The organism is Pseudomonas sp. A1230 (assembly GCF_044218825.1).
In the GTDB taxonomy this organism is placed as follows: Bacteria; Pseudomonadota; Gammaproteobacteria; order Pseudomonadales; family Pseudomonadaceae; genus Aquipseudomonas; species Aquipseudomonas iridis.
Genome location: NZ_CP162582.1, coordinates 5,788,484 through 5,806,673, shown reverse-complemented (window position 1 = coordinate 5,806,673; position 18,190 = coordinate 5,788,484). Strand labels below are relative to the sequence as shown.

Sequence of the window (18,190 nt, the reverse complement as noted above, 5' to 3'; positions counted from 1 at the left end):
ATGTTGTCTAAAAAAGCGCTGGCAATCCCCACCGCTGATATGCGCCACTAGCGCCATTGTTCGAGACCGCGCTACGGCGCGGCGCACCTGGAGACCCCGTTATGAGCGAGAGTGTGTTTGCCGATCGCATCGTGCAGAACCTGCTCGACACCGACTTCTACAAGCTGACGATGATGCAGGCGGTGCTGCACAACTACCCCAACGTCGAAGTCGAATGGGAGTTTCGTTGCCGTAACAGTGAGGACTTGCGTCCGTATCTGGCCGAGATCCGCTTTCAGATCGAGCGTCTGGCGGAACTGAGCCTGAGCGCCGATCAACTGAGTTTTCTGGAGCGCATCAGCTTCCTGAAACCGGACTTCCTGCGCTTCCTCGGCTTGTTCCGCTTCAATCTGCGCTACCTGCACACCGGCATCGAAAACGGCGAACTGTTTATCCGCCTGCGGGGACCATGGCTGCATGTGATCCTCTACGAAGTGCCGCTGCTGGCCATCGTCAGCGAAGTGCGCAACCGTTATCGCTACCGCGAGACCGTGCTCGAACAGGCGCGAGAACAGCTCTATCGCAAGTTCGACTGGCTCACCGCCAATGCTTCGGCCGATGAACTATCGCAATTGCAGGTCGCCGATTTCGGCACCCGTCGCCGGTTTTCCTACCGGGTACAGGAAGAAGTGGTGAACGTGCTCAAGCACGATTTCCCCGGCCGATTCGTCGGCACCAGCAATGTGCACCTGTCGCGCGAGCTGGACATGAAACCGCTGGGCACCATGGCCCACGAGTGGATCATGGCGCACCAGCAACTCGGCCCAAGGCTGATAGACAGCCAGATCGCCGCCCTCGACTGCTGGGTCCGCGAGTACCGGGGGTTGCTGGGGATCGCCCTCACCGATTGCATCACCACCGATGCTTTCCTCGGCGATTTCGACTTGTTCTTTGCCAAGCTTTTCGACGGTTTGCGCCACGATTCCGGGGACCCTGTGGCCTGGGGCGAAAAATGCATCGCCCACTATCACAAGCTCGGCATCGACCCGATGAGCAAGACGCTGGTGTTCTCCGACAGCCTGACCTTGCCCCGGTCGCTGGAGATATTCCGCGCACTGCACGAGCGGATCAACGTGAGCTTCGGCATCGGTACCAACCTGACCTGTGACATTCCGGGTGTCGAACCGATGAGCATCGTGCTTAAAATGACCGCCTGCAACGGCCAACCGGTGGCAAAGATCTCCGACGAGCCAGGCAAGACCCACTGCAAAGATCCGAATTTTGTCGCCTATTTGCGACACGTTTTCCAGGTTCCTGCCGATTCCAGTCTATCTAGCAAGGAGTGAATTCATGCAAGCCGTACAGCGTGAGATTGCTGAACAGCTCAAGGTGCAACCGCCGTTCGCCGACCACCAGGCCCTGCAAGCCGAAATCGCCCGGCGCATTACCTTCATTCAGGACTGCCTGGTCAATTCCGGGCTCAAGGCGCTGGTGCTGGGCATAAGCGGCGGCGTCGACTCGCTGACAGCCGGGCTGCTGGCCCAGCGCGCGATGCGGGAATTGCGCGAACGTAGCGGCGACAATGCGTACAAGTTCATCGCCGTACGCCTGCCGTATGAAACACAGTTCGACGAGCACGACGCGCAGGCCTCGGTGGATTTCATCGATCCGGACGAACGCCACACCGTCAACATCGGCCCGGCGGTAAAAGCGCTGGCCAGTGAAGTCGCGGCGTTCGAAGGCAAGCACGCGGTATCGGTGGATTTTGTGCTCGGTAACACCAAGGCGCGGATGCGCATGGTTGCGCAGTACACGATTGCTGGCGCGGCGGGTGGTCTGGTGATCGGTACCGACCATGCAGCGGAAGCGGTGATGGGGTTTTTCACCAAGTTCGGCGACGGTGCCTGCGACCTCGCCCCGCTCAGCGGTCTGGTGAAAAACCAGGTACGGGCGATCGCCCGCAGCTTCGGCGCGCCGGAGTCGCTGGTCGAGAAAGTCCCGACGGCGGACCTCGAAGACCTGTCGCCGGGCAAACCGGACGAAGCGTCCCACGGCGTGACCTACACCGAGATCGATGCGTTCCTGCACGGTGAGCCGCTGCGTGAAGAGGCATTCAAGATCATTGTTGATACGTACAACAAGACCCATCACAAACGCGTGATGCCGTTCGCGCCGTAATCCGTGAACGAATGAAAAAGCCCGCTGGGGAGTGATCCTCAGCGGGCTTTTCTTTGGCCAGATTATCTGTCGATGCAACTGGACCTTTCGCGAGCAGGCTCGCTCCCACAGTTGATCGCGGTCGAATGTGGGAGCGGGCCTGCCCGCGAAGAACGATGACGCGGTGAACCTGATTACTTCAGGGTCACAGTGCCTTTCATCATCGAGATGTGGCCAGGGAACGAGCAGAAGAAGCCGTATTTTTCACTGGCATTGAGCTTCGACACATCGAAGGTCACCGAGTCGGTTTCCTTGGCGCCGATGATTTTGGTGTGAGCGATGACGCGAGCATCACCGTCCTTCAGGTAGTTCTTGTCGATACCGGCAGCCAGGCCATCGGTGGCGATCGGCTGCATGTCAGCTTCTTTGCTGATCACCAGGTTATGGCCCATGACGTTCTTCGGCAGGCTGCCGGAGTGGGTCAGTTCGATGATGAAGGTCTTGCAGCTCTTGTCGATTTCAATGGCCTTGGTGTTGAAGGACATCTGGTCGGTGGAGTCAACGGTGGTTTTGCACTCGGCAGCCATCAATTGGCTGCTGGCCAGCGCCAGCAGGGATACCGCAACAACTTTGGAAAACATGGTGAATCTCCAAGGCAGGGTTAACAAAAACACTAATGGTTGAAAGACTGCCTGAAATCTTCGCAAGTTCCTATGACTTGAATCAAAAATTGTATACAACTTTCAGGCTATGACACTCATCGAAACAATCTAACGGCCAGAACATCCGGCTGAGTCCATGATCGGCGCATCTCACTGAAACGGAGCGTCTGTCATGATCTTTAACGGCCTGTTGTGCAGCTTGCTCGCCGCCTATGCCTGTGGCGCCAGCGGTACCTTTGAATCGCCGGAGCGCGAACGCTAAACCTTGGATCGAGGCGTGCCAGCCAGTACCCTGTGCGACTGATTCGATACCGGAGAAAGGCATGTCTCTCACATCCGTTTGTGTATTTTGCGGTGCCAACGCCGGCACTGACCCAGCTTATACCGAAGCCGCCGTGGCCCTTGGTCGCGCATTGGCCGAGCGCAAGTTGACGTTGGTCTATGGCGGTGGCGCCGTCGGTTTGATGGGCATCGTTGCCAATGCCGCACTGGCCGCCGGTGGCGAGGTGATCGGCATCATCCCGCAGAGCTTGATGGACAAGGAAATCGGTCACAAAGGCCTGACGCGTCTGGAAGTGGTCGACGGCATGCACGCCCGCAAGGCGCGGATGGCCGAACTCAGCGACGCGTTTATCGCGCTGCCCGGCGGCCTCGGCACACTGGAAGAACTGTTCGAAGTCTGGACCTGGGGCCAGCTCGGCTACCACGGCAAACCCTTGGGCCTGCTGGAAGTGAAGGGTTTCTACAGCAAACTTACTGCTTTTCTCGACCATATCGTCGGCGAAGGCTTCGTTCGCGAGCCACACCGTGACATGCTGCAAGTGAGCGAATCGCCGCAAACGCTGCTCGACGCCCTGGATAACTGGAAGCCGACCGTCACGCCAAAGTGGGTCGACCAAAAACCCGGCTAACCGCCGGGCACCGATACAGGGCAGAATACGCGCCGCTCAACCTCACCTTCGACCCTAGAGGATCGCCCATGGCCAAACCCAATTACTCCTTCGCCAAACGTCAACGAGACCTGGAAAAGGAAAAGAAGAAAGAGGAAAAGCTTCAGCGCAAGAAACAAGTAGCTGAAGAAGCGGCACTGAACCCTGACGGTGAAGTGGCGACGGATGATGATGTTGATGCAACCGAAGCACCGAAAGATCAGGCGCCCGACGCCTGAGCCCCACCGGGTTTGATGATCGAAATCAGACCCCGCGGATCCGTGAAGGGGCTGGCGGTATGACCGCCGGCCCTCACAGTTCTCCCCTCCGCATCCGAACACCACACGAGAACCCGCTCCCACAGGGATTGTGTCACTCGACTGGCATCACCGTGACCCGCACTTCCGGATCATGGCTCCCCCCGCCCAGAATCACCCCGCGCAACGGCGACACATCGGAAAAATCCCGTCCCCACGCCAAAGTGATGTGCTCCAGCGCCGGCTGCACATTGTTGGTCGGATCGAAATCCACCCAGCCCAGCACCGGGCAAAACACCGATACCCAGGCATGCGACGCATCGGCGCCGATCAATCGTGGCTGCCCCGGTGGTGGCCGAGTCAACAGATAGCCGCTGATATAACGTGCCGCCAGGCCTCTTGAGCGCAAGCAGGCCAGCATCAGATGCGCGAAGTCCTGACAGACCCCACGACGGCGCTCAAGCACTTCCACGAGCGGCGTCGCCACCTGGGTGGCTTCGGCATCAAAGGTGAATTCGCTGAAAATCTTCTGCATCAGGGCCTGCACGCCCAACAGTAACGGCTGCCCGGGTGGAAAACAGCTTTGCGAGAACTCGACGAAACTGCGTTTCAAATGCACGTACGGTGACTGGAAACGGTAACGGCAAGCCTCAAGCAGATCGGAGGGCAGCGGCTGGCTGCTGTAGGTCAGTGCATTGCGTGTCAGCTCCCACGCCGGAGACTGATTGAAATCGAGCGACGGTCGCGCCAGCACTTCAACGGTGAGCCGGGCGTTGACCTGCAACTCATCGTGCGGTCGCTCGAACGCCAGCCGCGTCAACGGATTGCCGAACACATCCAGCTCATCGCGCCGTGTCGATGGTTGCGGGCTGATCAGCAATTGTCGTTGCGTGCAGCGCTGCCAACTGCACTCGCGCGGCCACAGGTGCGCCAATTGCTGGGCCAGGGAAACCGGGCTGTCGTAGTGATAACAGGTGTCGTGGAAGATCTGGTAATGCGCGCTCATCAGACGGACACCGTGCGCTGGCTGACATCATCGACATGGGCGAAATGGCGCAGGGCCAGTCGATCCGAGACTTGCCCACTGGCTTCGGCGATCTCTTGCAGCAGATCCGCCAGACCATCGAGCGCCGAGCGCACGCTGGATGCTCCGAACAATGGATTCTCCAGGCAGCCCAGATCAAATCGTGCCAGACGTTCGACCAGTTGCGACAATCCGGCCTCCCGTGGCACGCCGAAATCATCGTTCAGGCGTTTCAACGTACGAGTCACCAGTTTCAGCTGGAACAACACCGCATGCGGGTTCTGTTCATCGAGCAGCAACAGGTCGAGCACCGGAATCAACTGCGCCACCGCCAGATAACGTGAGCGGTAAGTGATGCTGCTATTGCCCAGCTCCAGCAACCACTCAAGCCCGGCCTGATCGAACGCACCGGCGCCACGCAGAAACCCCGCCAGACTGCTGCTGAGAAATTGCAGCCGTTCGATACGCCGACCGATCATCAGGAAGCGCCAGCCTTCGTCACGGGTCATGTCGTCCAGGGCAAACCCTGACAGCGCCGCCAGCGACATCACCAGACGGTTGAGAAAGTCCAGCAACTCGCCAAAATCCGGCTCGTCGGTCTCCAGCTCCAACGCTTCACGCTGCAACTCGACCAGCGCCTGCCAGTTTTCCCGGGAGAGTTTGCCGCGCACCTGCGAAGCCGCCCACTGCAAGCGTTGCAGGTTGGAGCGCAGGCTGAACGACCAGTCTTCGCTGAGCAGCGCGGCCAGCAAACGCTCCGGCAGTTCACCTTCGTCCGGCAACAGTGACAGTCGCTCGCCGAGATCGACCGCGGCTTGCAGCGCTTGCGGGTCGTCGCCGTCGACATACCGCGCGAGCATGATGCGCAGAAGCCGCGCACTGTCGTCGCAGCGCTCGCAGTAACGACCGAACCAGAACAGGTTTTCCACCACCCGCGACGGCAGATAAGGATCACGCCTGACCAGATCGTGAACACCGACGTTGCGCTGGGTCTTCCACTGTTCGCCGCTCGGCGGACGATCACCCAGCACCCAGGTGTCCTTGCTCGCCCCGCCGCGCTGCATCGACACCACTTCGGCGTCAGCCTCGGCCGCCACTCGGGTCAGCCCGCCCGGCAGCACTCGATAGCCATCACCGCTGGCCGTCGCGTACACACGCATACCGATCGCTCGAGGTTGCAACTGGCCGTCTTCGGCTTGCCAGATTGGCGCCTGGGAGAGCTGGGCCAACTCTTGCGCAACATAGGCGTAAGGACGCGCCTGCATGCGCTCAGCGAGGGATTGGCGCTGCTTTTCACTCAGATCGCGGCCGAATACCGGCGCGAAGCTTTGTGAAGGAAAGGCCGGTTTGATCAACAATTCAGGCAGTTTTTCCAGCGCCTGCGCCAGCACCGGCGCCTCACCACACCACCAGGTTGCAATGGAGGGCAGGATCAACTCTTCGCCGAACAGGAATTGGTTGATCCTCGGTAGAAAACCCAGCAAACCCGGCGACTCCAACACGCCGCTGCCCAGCGCGTTGGCGACCAGCACCCGCCCCTGCCGCACCGCCTCAAGCAGGCCGGGGACGCCAAGCGCCGAGTCCGTGCGCAGCTCCAGTGGATCGCAGAAGTCGTCGTCGAGCCGCCGCATTATCGCGTGCACCCGGCGCAGGCCGCTGAGGGTTTTCAGGTAGACCGTGGCATCACGCACCGTCAGATCACCGCCCTCCACCAATGGATAACCGAGCTGACGCGCCAGATAGAGGTGTTCGAAATAGCTTTCGTTGAACCGCCCCGGCGTCAGCAACACCACCAGCGGCGCCTCGTCATCAGTGGGCGCCTGTCGAGCAAGTGTTTCCTGCAACGTGCGAAAGAAGCCGGCCAGATGCTGCACCTTCAGATCACGGTACAACTCGGGGAAGGCGCGGGACAAAATGGTGCGGTTTTCCAAGGCGTAACCGGCACCCGAGGGTGCCTGCGTGCGATCTGCCGTCACCCACCAGCGCCCGTCCGGCGTGCGCGCCAGATCCACGGCAAACAGATGCAGAAAAGCACTGTCCGGCGGCACAATGCCCTGACACGGCCACAGAAAATTGTTGTGACCAAAAACCAGTTCCGCCGGCAGCAAGCCTTCGCTGATCAAGCGCTGAGGCCCATACAAATCGGCCAGCACGGCATTGAGCAGTCGTGCTCGCTGAGCGATCCCGGCCGACAATTGCTGCCACTCATCCGCCGCAATCACATGCGGCAGCAAATCCAGTTCCCACGGCCGATCCGCGCCTTTGGGATCGGCATAGACGTTATAGGTGACGCCATTTTCCTGAATCTGCCGCGCGAGCAACGCCTGACGCTGCACCAGTTGCGCCGGGGTGCTGCGCTGCAGTTGGTCGAACAGCCGCTGCCAATGCGGGCGCACCGCACCGCTGGCATCCAGCAGTTCGTGATAAGTGCCCGCCGTCAGCGGGTAGCGGTCTAGCAGGTCAGGCATGGAAAGCTCGGCAGACAGCAGGGAAAGGTCAGACTAACGCAGGCACATGACGCCCGGATAGACGAAAAATCCGGGCGCTGTGTGCGATTCAGAAACGGCGTAAATCGATTGTCATCGGTAGCTCGTCGTTTATTTCCACATTGGGTATAGGAAGTTTCCCCGGGGTGTGTCCCACCCGGAAGAAACGCGCCATGCGCCGGCTCTCCGCTTCGTTGGCGTTGACCGGCAGCGATTCGTAATTGCGCCCGCCCGGATGCGCAACGTGGTACTGACAGCCGCCCAGAGAGCGCGCCATCCACGTATCGAGCAGGTCGAACACCAGCGGCGCGTGCACGGGGATGGTCGGTTGCAGGCAGTTGGCCGGTTGCCAGGCGCGGTAACGCACGCCGGCGACAAACTCGCCGACTCGCCCGGTCGGATGCAATGGCACCGCGATGCCGTTGCAGGTCAGCAGGTAGCGTTGCGGTGGCAGGCCTTTGAGCTTGACCTGCAAGCGCTCCAGGGATGAATCGACGTAACGTACCGTGCCGCCCGCCGTGCCCTCTTCACCCAGCACATGCCACGGTTCAAGGGCCTGACGCAGCTCCAGTTCGATACCGTTGACCGCGTAATCGCCAACCTTGGAAAAACGAAATTCCAGATGCGCCGCGAACCACTCGGCCCGCAGCGGATAACCGGCACTGTTGAGTTCAACGATAACGTCGGCGAAATCCTGTTCGATGAAGTGCGGCAACATGAACCGATCGTGCAGTTCGGTGCCCCAGCGCGCCAGTTTCGACGGCGCATAAGGCTCGCGCCAGAAACGTGCGACCAGTGCCCGCAACAACAATTGCTGGGCCAGACTCATGCGCGCGTGCGGCGGCATTTCAAAGGCGCGCAGCTCCAGCAAGCCGAGGCGCCCGGTAGCGCCGTCCGGCGAATAGAGTTTGTCGATGCAGAATTCTGCGCGGTGGGTGTTGCCGGTGACGTCGATCAGCAAGTTGCGCAGCAGTCGATCGACCAGCCACGGTGCGCACGCTTCGCCCGGCTCCGGCATCTGCGCGAAGGCGATTTCCAGTTCATACAAGGCGTCGTTACGCGCTTCATCGACGCGCGGTGCCTGCGAGGTCGGACCGATGAACAAGCCGGAAAACAGATAGGAAAGCGACGGATGGTTGTGCCAGTAACTGATCAGGCTGCGCAGCAGATCCGGACGGCGCAGAAACGGTGAGTCCGCCGGCGTCGCGCCACCGAGGACAAAGTGGTTGCCGCCGCCAGTGCCGGTATGGCGCCCGTCGATCATGAACTTTTCAGTGGTCAGGCGGGTTTGCCGCGCCTCTTCATAAAGAAACTCGGTGCGCTCGACCAACTCGTCCCAGGTCGCCGACGGCTGCACGTTGACCTCGATCACGCCAGGGTCCGGGGTGATACGGAAGTTGCTCAGGCGCGGATCGCCGGGCGGCTCGTAGCCTTCCAGCAGCACCGGGCAGCGCAGCTCTTCAGCGGTGGCTTCGATGGCTGCGACCAACTCCAGATAATCCTCGACCCGCTCCAGCGGCGGCATGAACAGGTACAAACGGCCCTCACGGGCTTCGGCGCAGAACGCGGTGCGGGTCAGCCAGTCGGCGGATTCGTCGATTTTCGGTTGGCGTTCGTCAGCAGAGGCCGGTTCGCCGTGACTGTTGAGTTGCGCAGTCTGCGGTAGCTCGGGGAAGTCCTGGTTCGGGTCCTGCGGATGGATAAACGGATACTCGGCCGCTTTTACCCAAGGCTGCGCGCCCAACGGCAAACGATAGCCCAGCGGCGAGTCGCCCGGCACCAGACGGCAATGCTCGTCGCGCAGATACCAACGCCCGCTCTGCCATTGATCGCCCTTGGCGGTGCGCGCCAGCGGCAGCACCTGGCCGATGACCTTGTCGAGTCCCTGACTGAAGACTTTGCGCAGCCGCGCACGCTCCAGCGGTTCTTCCAGTCGCGAATCTTCGGCGCTGACGTTGCTCGGCAAAGTGCCCTCACGCCACAGGTAATAGAAATTGTCCTCGTAGGCCGGGAACACAAACCGCGCAGGCAGTTTCAGGCGTTCGGCAACACTGGCCAGAAAGCGTCCGGCCAGTTCGCCATCGGCGGCGTAATCCTGCTGTTCATCGGCGATCAACGCGTTGTTGCGCCAGATCGGCACGCCGTCGCGGCGCCAATAGCAATTGAGCGACCAGCGCGGCAGCTGTTCGCCGGGATACCACTTGCCCTGGCCGAAATGCACCAGCCCCTGCGGCGCGTAATGTTTACGCATGCGCTGGAACAGCTCGGCTGAGAGCCGACGCTTGTCTTCGCCGAGGGCGGCGGTGTTCCATTCGGCGCCGTCCGGGTCGTCGATGGAGACGAAGGTCGGCTCGCCGCCCATGGTCAGGCGTACGTCGCCCTCCAGCAGGTCGGCGTCGATCTGCCGGCCCAGCGCCTGAATCGCCAGCCACTGCTCGTCGGTGTAGGGCTTGGTGACCCGTGGCGCCTCCCAAATCCGCTCCACGGACATTTCATGGCTGAACCGGGTTTCGCAAGGCTCGACCATGCCGCTGATCGGTGCCGCCGAGGACGGATCGGGACTACAGGCCAACGGAATGTGTCCTTCACCGGCGAACAGCCCTGACGTGGCGTCGAGGCCGATCCAGCCGGCGCCCGGCAAATACACTTCGCACCAGGCATGCAGGTCGGTGAAATCGATCTCGGTGCCGGATGGTCCGTCGAGGCTTTTCACGTCGGCGGTCAGTTGAATCAGGTAACCGGAGACAAACCGCGCCGCAAGTCCGAGGTTGCGCAGCAATTGCACCAGCAGCCATGCCGAGTCGCGGCACGATCCAGAGGCGTGTTCGAGGGTGTGCTCCGGGGTTTGCACGCCCGGCTCCATGCGAATCAGGTAGTTGATGTCTTGGCTCAGACGCTGATTGATCGCGACCAGAAAATCCACAGCGGGCAGCGGCGTGCGATCGATGCCGTCCAGATAGGCTTTGAATGACGGCGTCAGCGGCAGGGTTTCGAGGTAAGGCGCCAACTCCTTGCGCTCATCGGCGGCATAGGCGAAGGGGATTTTCTCGGCGTAGGGTTCGAGAAAGAAGTCGAACGGGTTGAACACCGCCATTTCCGCCAGCAGGTCGACTTCAATGCGCAGTTCGTCGGTTTTCTCCGGGAACACCAGCCGGGCGAGGTAATTGCCCTGGGGGTCCTGCTGCCAGTTGATGAAGTGCTGCTCGGGCGAGACTTTCAGCGCATACGAAAGAATCCGCGTGCGGCTGTGGGCAGCCGGACGCAGGCGAACGATCTGCGGGCCGAGTTCGACAGCGCGGTCGTAGCGGTAATGCGTGACGTGATGCAATGCGACATGAATCGACACGGCGTGCCTCCTGCGAGCCTAAGCGTATTCGAAAGCGCGCAAGACTTATGCCATGCACAGGCTTGGGCGCTTTTGCGGAATGCTCAGGGCAGTACAGCACCAAAATCGGGCGATGCGGGGAAATGGTTTGGCGAAGTTGCGCCTAATTGTGGCGAAGATCAAAAGATCGCAGCCTGCGGCAGCTCCTACAGGGAAACGCGAATCCCACTGTAGGAGCTGCCGCAGGCTGCGATCTTTTGACTCAAAAAAAACGCCAACCCGAAGGTTGGCGTTCTGTTTAGCGTGGCACGACCGGTTTGCGTGTCGGCTTCGGCCCTTTGCCTTTAGCCGCGTCCTTGCGCTCCTTGGCAGCCTGCTGGTTACGGGCGAACGCCGCAGCCTTGGCCTGTTCACGCTTGTCCCACGGATTGCCGCCATCACTGGCACGCGGCGGCAGGCCGGTGTGCTGAGTGAGAATCTTGGTGGTCTTCTCTTTACCTTCCTTCGCCACTTTATGGCTGCCAGCCGGCGTCGAGTTCTTGCGACGAGCGCTCTGGTAGGTGTCGGTAGACGGCTGATGCAACGGAATCAATTGATCCTTGCCCGGCCCGATCAGATCGCTACGGCCCATGCGTTGCAGCGCTTCACGCAGCATCGGCCAGCCTTTCGGATCGTGATAACGCAGGAACGCCTTGTGCAGACGACGTTGCTCTTCGCTCTTGACGATGGTCACGCTGTCACTCTTGTAGCTGACCTTGCGCAGCGGGTTCTTGCCCGAGTGGTACATCGCGGTGGCGGTGGCCATCGGCGACGGGTAGAACGCCTGCACCTGGTCGGCACGGAAGCCATTGCCCTTGAGCCACAGGGCCAGGTTCATCATGTCTTCGTCGGTGGTGCCCGGGTGCGCGGCGATGAAGTACGGAATCAGGTACTGCTCTTTGCCTGCTTCCTTGGTGTACTTCTCGAACATGCGCTTGAACTTGTCATAGCTGCCAATGCCCGGTTTCATCATCTGGTTGAGCGGACCTTCCTCGGTGTGTTCCGGGGCGATCTTCAGATAGCCACCCACATGGTGGGTCACCAGCTCCTTGACGTACTCCGGCGACTCGACCGCGAGGTCATAACGCAGGCCGGAAGCGATCAGGATCTTCTTCACACCCGGCAACGCACGGGCGCTACGGTACAACTGGATCAGCGAGGAATGGTCGGTGTTCAGGTTCGGGCAGATCCCCGGAAACACGCAGGACGGCTTGCGGCACGCGGATTCGATTTCCGGCGTCTTGCAGGCGATGCGGTACATGTTCGCGGTCGGGCCGCCGAGGTCGGAAATGACGCCGGTGAAGCCTGGCACCTTGTCGCGGATCTCTTCGATTTCGCGAATGATCGACTCTTCGGAACGGTTCTGGATGATCCGGCCTTCGTGCTCGGTGATCGAGCAGAAGGTGCAGCCGCCGAAGCAGCCACGCATGATGTTCACCGAGAAACGGATCATGTCGTAGGCCGGGATTTTTTCCTTGCCGTACGCAGGATGCGGGACACGTGCGTAAGGCATGCCGAACACGTAGTCCATTTCTTCAGTGGTCATCGGAATCGGTGGCGGATTGAACCAGACGTCGACTTCGCCATGCTTCTGCACCAGCGCACGGGCGTTGCCCGGGTTGGTTTCCAAATGCAGCACGCGGTTGGCGTGGGCGTACAGCACCGCATCGCCACGCACTTTTTCCATCGACGGCAGACGGATCACGGTCTTGTCGCGGGTCATGCGCGGGCTGGCCAGAATCTGCACGACCTTGGCTTCTTCCGGATCATCGACCGGCCCCTTCTCCTGCTCGATGGCGCAGGCCTGGGTGTCCTGGGTGTTCACGTACGGGTTGATGATCTTGTCGACCTTGCCCGGACGGTCAATGCGCGTGGAATCGACTTCGTACCAGCCCGCAGGCGTGTCACGACGGATGAACGCGGTGCCGCGCACATCAGTGATGTCTTCAATCTTGTGACCGTAGGACAGACGCTGGGCGACTTCGACAATCGCCCGCTCGGCATTGCCGTACAGGAGGATGTCGGCGCAGGCGTCGATCAGGATCGAGTTGCGCACGCGATCCTGCCAGTAGTCGTAGTGCGCGATGCGGCGCAGCGAAGCTTCGATGCCGCCGAGCACGATCGGTACGTTCTTGTAGGCTTCCTTGCAGCGCTGGCTGTAGACCAGACTGGCGCGATCCGGACGCTTGCCGGCCATGCCGCCCGGGGTGTAGGCGTCATCGGAACGGATTTTCTTGTCGGCGGTGTAGCGGTTGATCATCGAGTCCATGTTACCGGCCGCGACGCCGAAGAACAGGTTCGGCTCGCCGAGCTTCATGAAGTCGTCTTTGAACTGCCAGTTCGGTTGGGCAATGATCCCGACGCGGAAGCCTTGCGACTCCAGCAGCCGGCCGATGATTGCCATGCCGAACGACGGATGATCGACGTAGGCATCTCCCGTAACAATGATGATGTCGCAGGAATCCCAGCCAAGCTGATCCATCTCCTCCCTGCTCATCGGCAGGAATGGCGCTGGCCCGAAACATTCGGCCCAATATTTTGGATAGTCAAATAACGGCTTGGCTGCTTGCATGTCGGACGACCGGTGTTGAGATGAAAAATCGCGGTCGCGGAATATAGCACAAAATTTAACCAATTCCGACGGCAATGGTCGGTTTCTCTTCATCCCTGCATCACAGAGGCCGTCGGACGCCCACTCCCCTGCCGGGGCAAGCGTACCGGCCATGCAATCACGATATTCAAGCCTTGCATTATTGCGGGGCGAACATGACAACGACTCAAGGATGAGTACTCATGATCGGCAAGACCAGCAAGGGCGCCAGCGGCGCCACCACGACAACGTTACCGAAAACCGGCGCGCCGGGACCTGATGGTCATCCGCGCATCGACATCCCTACGGTTCATCCTGCGGTCCTGCCCCATCGACCTGCGATCACCCGCCCTGATGGCGTCGACCCTGACGCCATCATGCCCGCGCCCACCGTACAGGTGAGCGCCATGCAGTCGCCGCTGAACGCGACGCTGCCCCCGCTATCGCGTGGCCTGGAAGATTACCGGGTGACGCCGCCGGGGTGGGACGACTCCCCAGATCAAGGTGCACGCATCATCAAGGGGCGCACCTACGTCACACTGCCCGATAAACACATCGTGCAGATCGCGATGGATCCTGAAACCGGGTTCTACCGGGCCAGGCACTCGAGCGAGCGCACGCCGTCCGGCCCACTCCTGCAACCCGACGCCGACGGCCAGTACTGGCGCGAAGTCCCTCGCCACGAAGCATCACCGCGGCACCTGAGCGACAGTCGCCTGGAGGCCTTTCGCAGCGAGATCGATTTCACCGGCATCGCGCCCGACGCCGATGGCCTGCACCGTTTTGACGGCAGGCTTTACGCCCTGATCCGCAGCCACGGCTATCAAGTCGTGCGTGACCTTGAAGTGTCTACACCGACCACGCCGGTCTGGCGCATCGTTCGCGCCCAGGACCCCGTCGCTGGCGATGCCGACAATGTCTACGTGGGCACTCGACCGGGCCGCTCGGAGCCGGTGGTTTTCGACCCTCGGCACGGCTGGATCGAAGCGGATGTGCCGGGTGTCGGTGGCCTGTACCGCGCCGAGACACCCAGACCGTGGTTCATCCCGGACTCCTACAGCGAAAGGTTGCGCGCGCTGCTGTCACCGCAGCGCCGCGTGCGCGCGCTATTCCCCTTCCTGGACGAGAACCAGATCAACGCAATGCTGCAGAACATGGGCGTGGATACACCGACGCGCCTGGCGCAGTACGAGCGGGAACTGAGCACCTTGCAGCACCAGTTATCGTTCTGGCACCACGGCGACCAGGCTGTCGCCCGTCAACGAGTTATCGATTGCTGGAAAAAGAAGGTGATTCTGCATCTGGCCGCCGCCGGCCCGCTGCCGGGCGAAAAACTTGATCTGAGCGGTCTGGGCCTGACCAACCTGCCCTCTCTGGACGGCATCGACTTCCGTCATGTGACCGCCCTGGATCTGAGCAACAACAAATTGATTCTTGCCACGCACCTCAAGCCTTTCAAACACATCACCAGCCTCGACCTGTCGAGAAATGAACTGATCGACCTGCCCTACGACCTGCGTGAAATGCACGGTCTGACCCACCTGAACCTTGAGAAAAACCGGATTACCATCGACAAGTACAGCTCACCGCTGCCCTTGACACTGGAGGTGGTGGTGCTGAACGACAACCTGATCAAGGAGAGGCTCGACCTCAGTCGCCTGCTGTTTCTGCGAAAACTCGGACTGGCGCGCACAGGGCTGAAGCATTGGCCGGAGGGTGTGAACGAGGCAGCGTTTCTTGAAATTCTCGATCTGCGGTCCAACCAACTTACCGAAATTGCCGACTCGATTATCTCGCCCCCGCAAGAACGGCTGGTGAGCTCGGGAAGGCTGAGCAACAAGATTTATGTCCGCGGCAATCCGCTCTCCACCGCCACCCTCGAAAAATTGCGCTTGTATCTGGTCCGCCTGCGCATCGCCGGCTTCACCGAAGCACAGCCGCAGACTCTGCTGAGTGAAATCGCCGCGCCACTGCCCCCTCGGCAACCGTAGGGCGCGAGGTTCCATGGCGGAACCAAACATTCACTGGACTTGCAGCAGCCCTGCCTGACAGGGCTGCTCGACGATTGCTCAAGGATGAGTATTCATGATCGGCAAAACACCCAAGGGCCCGGCCGGGCCCACTGCAGTAAAACCCGCGAAAACAAGTACCTCGGGGGCTGATGGCGTGGCGCGGATTGATCCCGCTGGCGGCACCTTTCACGCACATCACGGTACGGCAGCGCCCACGCGCGTGGGCGGCGACATCGACGCAATCACCCCGGCACCGGCCGTGCAGGTCAGTGCCTTGCCTGCGCACACTGGCCTTGCGGCGCAAACGGCGGCGCCGACGCTGGAGGACTTCTGGATCGCGCTGCCCCCGGGCTTACCGGAGCCCGATGTTCAGGGGGTGCGCACGATCGAAGGGCGCCAGTACGTGACCCTGGCGAACGGCCGCTTCGTGCAGGTTGCGGCGGACCCGGAAACGGGTGGGTATCGGGCCACGCGATCAAGCGAGCGCGTACCGTCGGGGCCGCGACTGGTGCCCGATGCCGATGGCCGATACTGGCAGGAAGATCGACCTCAGGCGCCCCATGACCTGTCCGATACCCGCCTCGAAGCTTTTCGCTGTGACCTGGACTTCACCGGTATCGAACCCGGCAGCGACGGCCTCTACCGCTTTGCCGGCAAGCTCTACGCCGTCATTCGTACTCGCGCTTATCAGGTTCTGCATGACACCGATGCCTCAACACCCGACACCCAGGTGATGCGTATCGTGCGCGCCGGGGACGCCGTGGCCCATGATGAAAACAATGTCTACTTCAGCACGCGGCCTGGCCGCTCGGAGCCGATCGTGTTGGATGCCCGGCGTGGGTGGGTCGGCACCAGCATCCATGGCGCAGGCGGGATGCAGCGCGTGCACCGAGGCCAAGCCATGCACCAGCAACTTGTCGACAAGACACTCGCTCTCGAAACCGAAGGATTGCTTGTGCAGGCAGCCGGTGAAAAACGCTCAGAGGCAACCGACAACTGGCGCGCTCAGGAGCAGGGCAGCCAAGGTGAAAGAGGCGCACTGGCAATGCTGGAGGTGCGTCTTCGGCAAGAGCTGGACCTGCTCAAGGCCTACATCGGCCGGTATGTAAACGAGCAGTACTGGATCAGCCGGGTCAAACCGGAAGGCATTTTCAGGAACGAACTGCATGAATTGCGCGTGCTGAGCGTCGACAATTGTGACCGTCTGATTGGCGCCAGCGACCGGCGCAAGCTCATCGAGCTGGGTGATTTGCGCGGCACGCGCGCAATGTACGAGGCCATTGCCGAGCACCTGTGGAAAAAACGCGAGATCCTGCAGATCCGTCAGCAACTGGTCGACGACATTCTCAGACAGTCACGCTCTTCGGCGCTCGAAACCGCCCTGCCCACGACGCATTCGATGGACTTGCAGGTGATTACCTCCGGTTGGGTCGAGGCCCGCAGCCGACTGCTCAGCAGCGACCCCGGCGATAGCCAATCAGCGTTGGCGCAATGGGCACGCTCGTATATTGAAACGGCCTCGGCGTTCCATGACATCGACAGCGTTCCGCAACAGGCGCGACTGGCGATCATCACCGGCCTGCTAGACCAGACCGCCGCGATCAAGGCCTCATACGAAAACCTCGCGTTCGCGCCGGATTCTGCCGAGGCCGGTGTCCGCCGGCAAATCATCGAGGTCATGCAATCATTTGAGGAGACCCTGGAAACGCGGGCAAGTCGCTATCACCGCGAACAGCTGACCACTCTGGCGATGCCGGCGCAGGACGAGGTCATCGACTTTGACTTCGTGCCCAATCAGGAAAACGCCGGGCCGGCACCTGCACGCCGGCGCCTGTTTCGGGCCCGCCACCACGACGTTTACAAAATCAGTGTCGGCCTTCCCCGACGCACCGCTTCAGGCGAAGAAGTGATTGATGTCACAGACCCCGGCAGTGTCGAGCAGGTCTGGCAGACGTACGAGCGCCGCGATGGCGAATGGCGCCGACAGGCACCGCCTCCGGACATGGCGTTGCCCACGCTGATGGCGCTGGCCAATGAGCGAATGGGGCAATGCGAAGCCCACCTTAGGAGCGCCAGACAGGATGAAAAAGCCAGGCGCAATGCCAGCAACATCGTGGAGTTTCTCGGCGCAAAAGCCGAGCAGCTCGATGACGTCGCGTTACAACTGGAACGACAGCCGAATGCGGCCGACGAAGAGATCGCTGTGCTCATTAGCCAGTTGCGTCAGAACAGCCAGCGACTGCGCCAGGAAGGTGAAGACATCCGCGTGCGGCTCTACAAGGACAAGTCGTTCCTGAGTGCCAGCCGAGTGGCTTACCTGCTCGGCCAGAACCAGATTGTCGCCATGAAGACCCACACCCGGCTCGAACGGGGCAAGGGCAGCAACAAACACTATCTGGATATCTATTCGCTCAATGACAGGCGCACTGGCGAACCGCTCTGGCATGCACATTTTCATTACGCAAAGGCAGACAGCGCCGCCGGTGATTTCACCGTTCAGGGCGGCCACCTGAAAACCCTCGAACAGAGCGGTTCGGGTCTGGCCTCCCAACGCCGGGATCAACAGGCCGGGCGGGTGCACGTCCCGATCTGGCGTGAAGCAATCGACAGCAGGACCGCGCAGAAGATTTTCGATGTTGCGCAGTGATGACTCGCCCGTCCCCGCCAGCACACCTTCCCCCATCAGCCCTTGTACCCGCAGGGCTGATGGAGCCACCACTCAAGGATGAA

General features: G+C 61.0%; 11 protein-coding genes. 6 read left to right on the top strand and 5 right to left on the bottom strand.

What is annotated here, in order from left to right; genetic code table 11:
• Positions 1–101: 101 nt before the first annotated feature.
• Both pncB and nadE read left to right on the top strand, forming a co-directional pair.
• Positions 102–1,325 (top strand): nicotinate phosphoribosyltransferase, encoded by a 1,224-nt coding sequence (gene pncB, locus AB4P97_RS26920; protein ID WP_042557410.1) that lies wholly within the window; start codon positions 102–104, stop codon positions 1,323–1,325.
• A 4-nt stretch (positions 1,326–1,329) separates the two neighbouring features.
• On the top strand, positions 1,330–2,157 hold the full coding sequence (gene nadE / locus AB4P97_RS26915) for an ammonia-dependent NAD(+) synthetase (protein ID WP_042557409.1): 828 nt from the start codon (positions 1,330–1,332) through the stop codon (positions 2,155–2,157).
• A 173-nt stretch (positions 2,158–2,330) separates the two neighbouring features.
• Here nadE and azu read toward each other — a convergent pair whose 3' ends face one another.
• On the bottom strand, positions 2,331–2,777 hold the full coding sequence (gene azu / locus AB4P97_RS26910; RefSeq protein WP_395601836.1) for an azurin: 447 nt from the start codon (positions 2,775–2,777) through the stop codon (positions 2,331–2,333).
• A gap of 344 nt (positions 2,778–3,121) precedes the next feature.
• Here azu and AB4P97_RS26905 point away from each other — a divergent pair, with 344 nt between their 5' ends.
• The gene (locus tag AB4P97_RS26905) at positions 3,122–3,709 is read left to right on the top strand and encodes a TIGR00730 family Rossman fold protein (RefSeq protein ID WP_395601835.1); all 588 of its coding nucleotides are present in this window, start codon (positions 3,122–3,124) and stop codon (positions 3,707–3,709) included.
• Between the two features lie 68 nt (positions 3,710–3,777).
• The gene (locus tag AB4P97_RS26900) at positions 3,778–3,966 is read left to right on the top strand and encodes a hypothetical protein (RefSeq protein ID WP_042557406.1); all 189 of its coding nucleotides are present in this window, start codon (positions 3,778–3,780) and stop codon (positions 3,964–3,966) included.
• Between the two features lie 133 nt (positions 3,967–4,099).
• On the opposite strand, the gene AB4P97_RS26895 is transcribed toward AB4P97_RS26900, so the two are convergent.
• The 4 genes from AB4P97_RS26895 to AB4P97_RS26880 all read right to left on the bottom strand — a co-directional run bounded on the left by AB4P97_RS26895 (position 4,100) and on the right by AB4P97_RS26880 (position 13,430).
• A complete protein-coding gene (locus AB4P97_RS26895; RefSeq protein ID WP_395601834.1) occupies positions 4,100–4,990 on the bottom strand; it encodes a transglutaminase N-terminal domain-containing protein in 891 nt (296 codons plus the stop codon).
• Positions 4,990–7,476, bottom strand: coding sequence for a circularly permuted type 2 ATP-grasp protein (locus AB4P97_RS26890; RefSeq protein ID WP_395601833.1), 2,487 nt, complete (start codon positions 7,474–7,476; stop codon positions 4,990–4,992). The genes AB4P97_RS26895 and AB4P97_RS26890 overlap by 1 nt, the downstream gene beginning before the upstream one ends.
• An 88-nt stretch (positions 7,477–7,564) precedes the next feature.
• The gene (locus tag AB4P97_RS26885; RefSeq protein WP_395601832.1) at positions 7,565–10,840 is read right to left on the bottom strand and encodes a DUF2126 domain-containing protein; all 3,276 of its coding nucleotides are present in this window, start codon (positions 10,838–10,840) and stop codon (positions 7,565–7,567) included.
• 277 nt (positions 10,841–11,117) lie between these two features.
• The gene (locus tag AB4P97_RS26880; protein ID WP_395601831.1) at positions 11,118–13,430 is read right to left on the bottom strand and encodes a YgiQ family radical SAM protein; all 2,313 of its coding nucleotides are present in this window, start codon (positions 13,428–13,430) and stop codon (positions 11,118–11,120) included.
• A gap of 221 nt (positions 13,431–13,651) precedes the next feature.
• Between AB4P97_RS26880 and AB4P97_RS26875 the strand changes: the two genes are divergently transcribed.
• Positions 13,652–15,439 (top strand): hypothetical protein, encoded by a 1,788-nt coding sequence (locus AB4P97_RS26875; RefSeq protein WP_395601830.1) that lies wholly within the window; start codon positions 13,652–13,654, stop codon positions 15,437–15,439.
• A 94-nt stretch (positions 15,440–15,533) separates the two neighbouring features.
• Entirely contained in the window at positions 15,534–18,107 is a 2,574-nt protein-coding gene (locus AB4P97_RS26870) for a hypothetical protein (RefSeq protein ID WP_395601829.1), read from the top strand.
• The last annotated feature ends 83 nt before the right edge of the window (positions 18,108–18,190 follow it).

Excerpts from the sequence above, each read along its gene's own strand:
- AB4P97_RS26895 (WP_395601834.1), bottom strand. The coding sequence starts at position 4,990 with ATGAGCGCGCATTACCAGATCTTCCACGACACCTGTTATCACTACGAC.
- AB4P97_RS26875 (WP_395601830.1), top strand. The coding sequence starts at position 13,652 with ATGATCGGCAAGACCAGCAAGGGCGCCAGCGGCGCCACCACGACAACG.
- AB4P97_RS26905 (WP_395601835.1), top strand. The coding sequence starts at position 3,122 with ATGTCTCTCACATCCGTTTGTGTATTTTGCGGTGCCAACGCCGGCACT.
- AB4P97_RS26880 (WP_395601831.1), bottom strand. The coding sequence starts at position 13,430 with ATGCAAGCAGCCAAGCCGTTATTTGACTATCCAAAATATTGGGCCGAA.
- AB4P97_RS26900 (WP_042557406.1), top strand. The coding sequence starts at position 3,778 with ATGGCCAAACCCAATTACTCCTTCGCCAAACGTCAACGAGACCTGGAA.
- nadE (WP_042557409.1), top strand. The coding sequence starts at position 1,330 with ATGCAAGCCGTACAGCGTGAGATTGCTGAACAGCTCAAGGTGCAACCG.
- AB4P97_RS26870 (WP_395601829.1), top strand. The coding sequence starts at position 15,534 with ATGATCGGCAAAACACCCAAGGGCCCGGCCGGGCCCACTGCAGTAAAA.
- azu (WP_395601836.1), bottom strand. The coding sequence starts at position 2,777 with ATGTTTTCCAAAGTTGTTGCGGTATCCCTGCTGGCGCTGGCCAGCAGC.
- AB4P97_RS26890 (WP_395601833.1), bottom strand. The coding sequence starts at position 7,476 with ATGCCTGACCTGCTAGACCGCTACCCGCTGACGGCGGGCACTTATCAC.
- pncB (WP_042557410.1), top strand. The coding sequence starts at position 102 with ATGAGCGAGAGTGTGTTTGCCGATCGCATCGTGCAGAACCTGCTCGAC.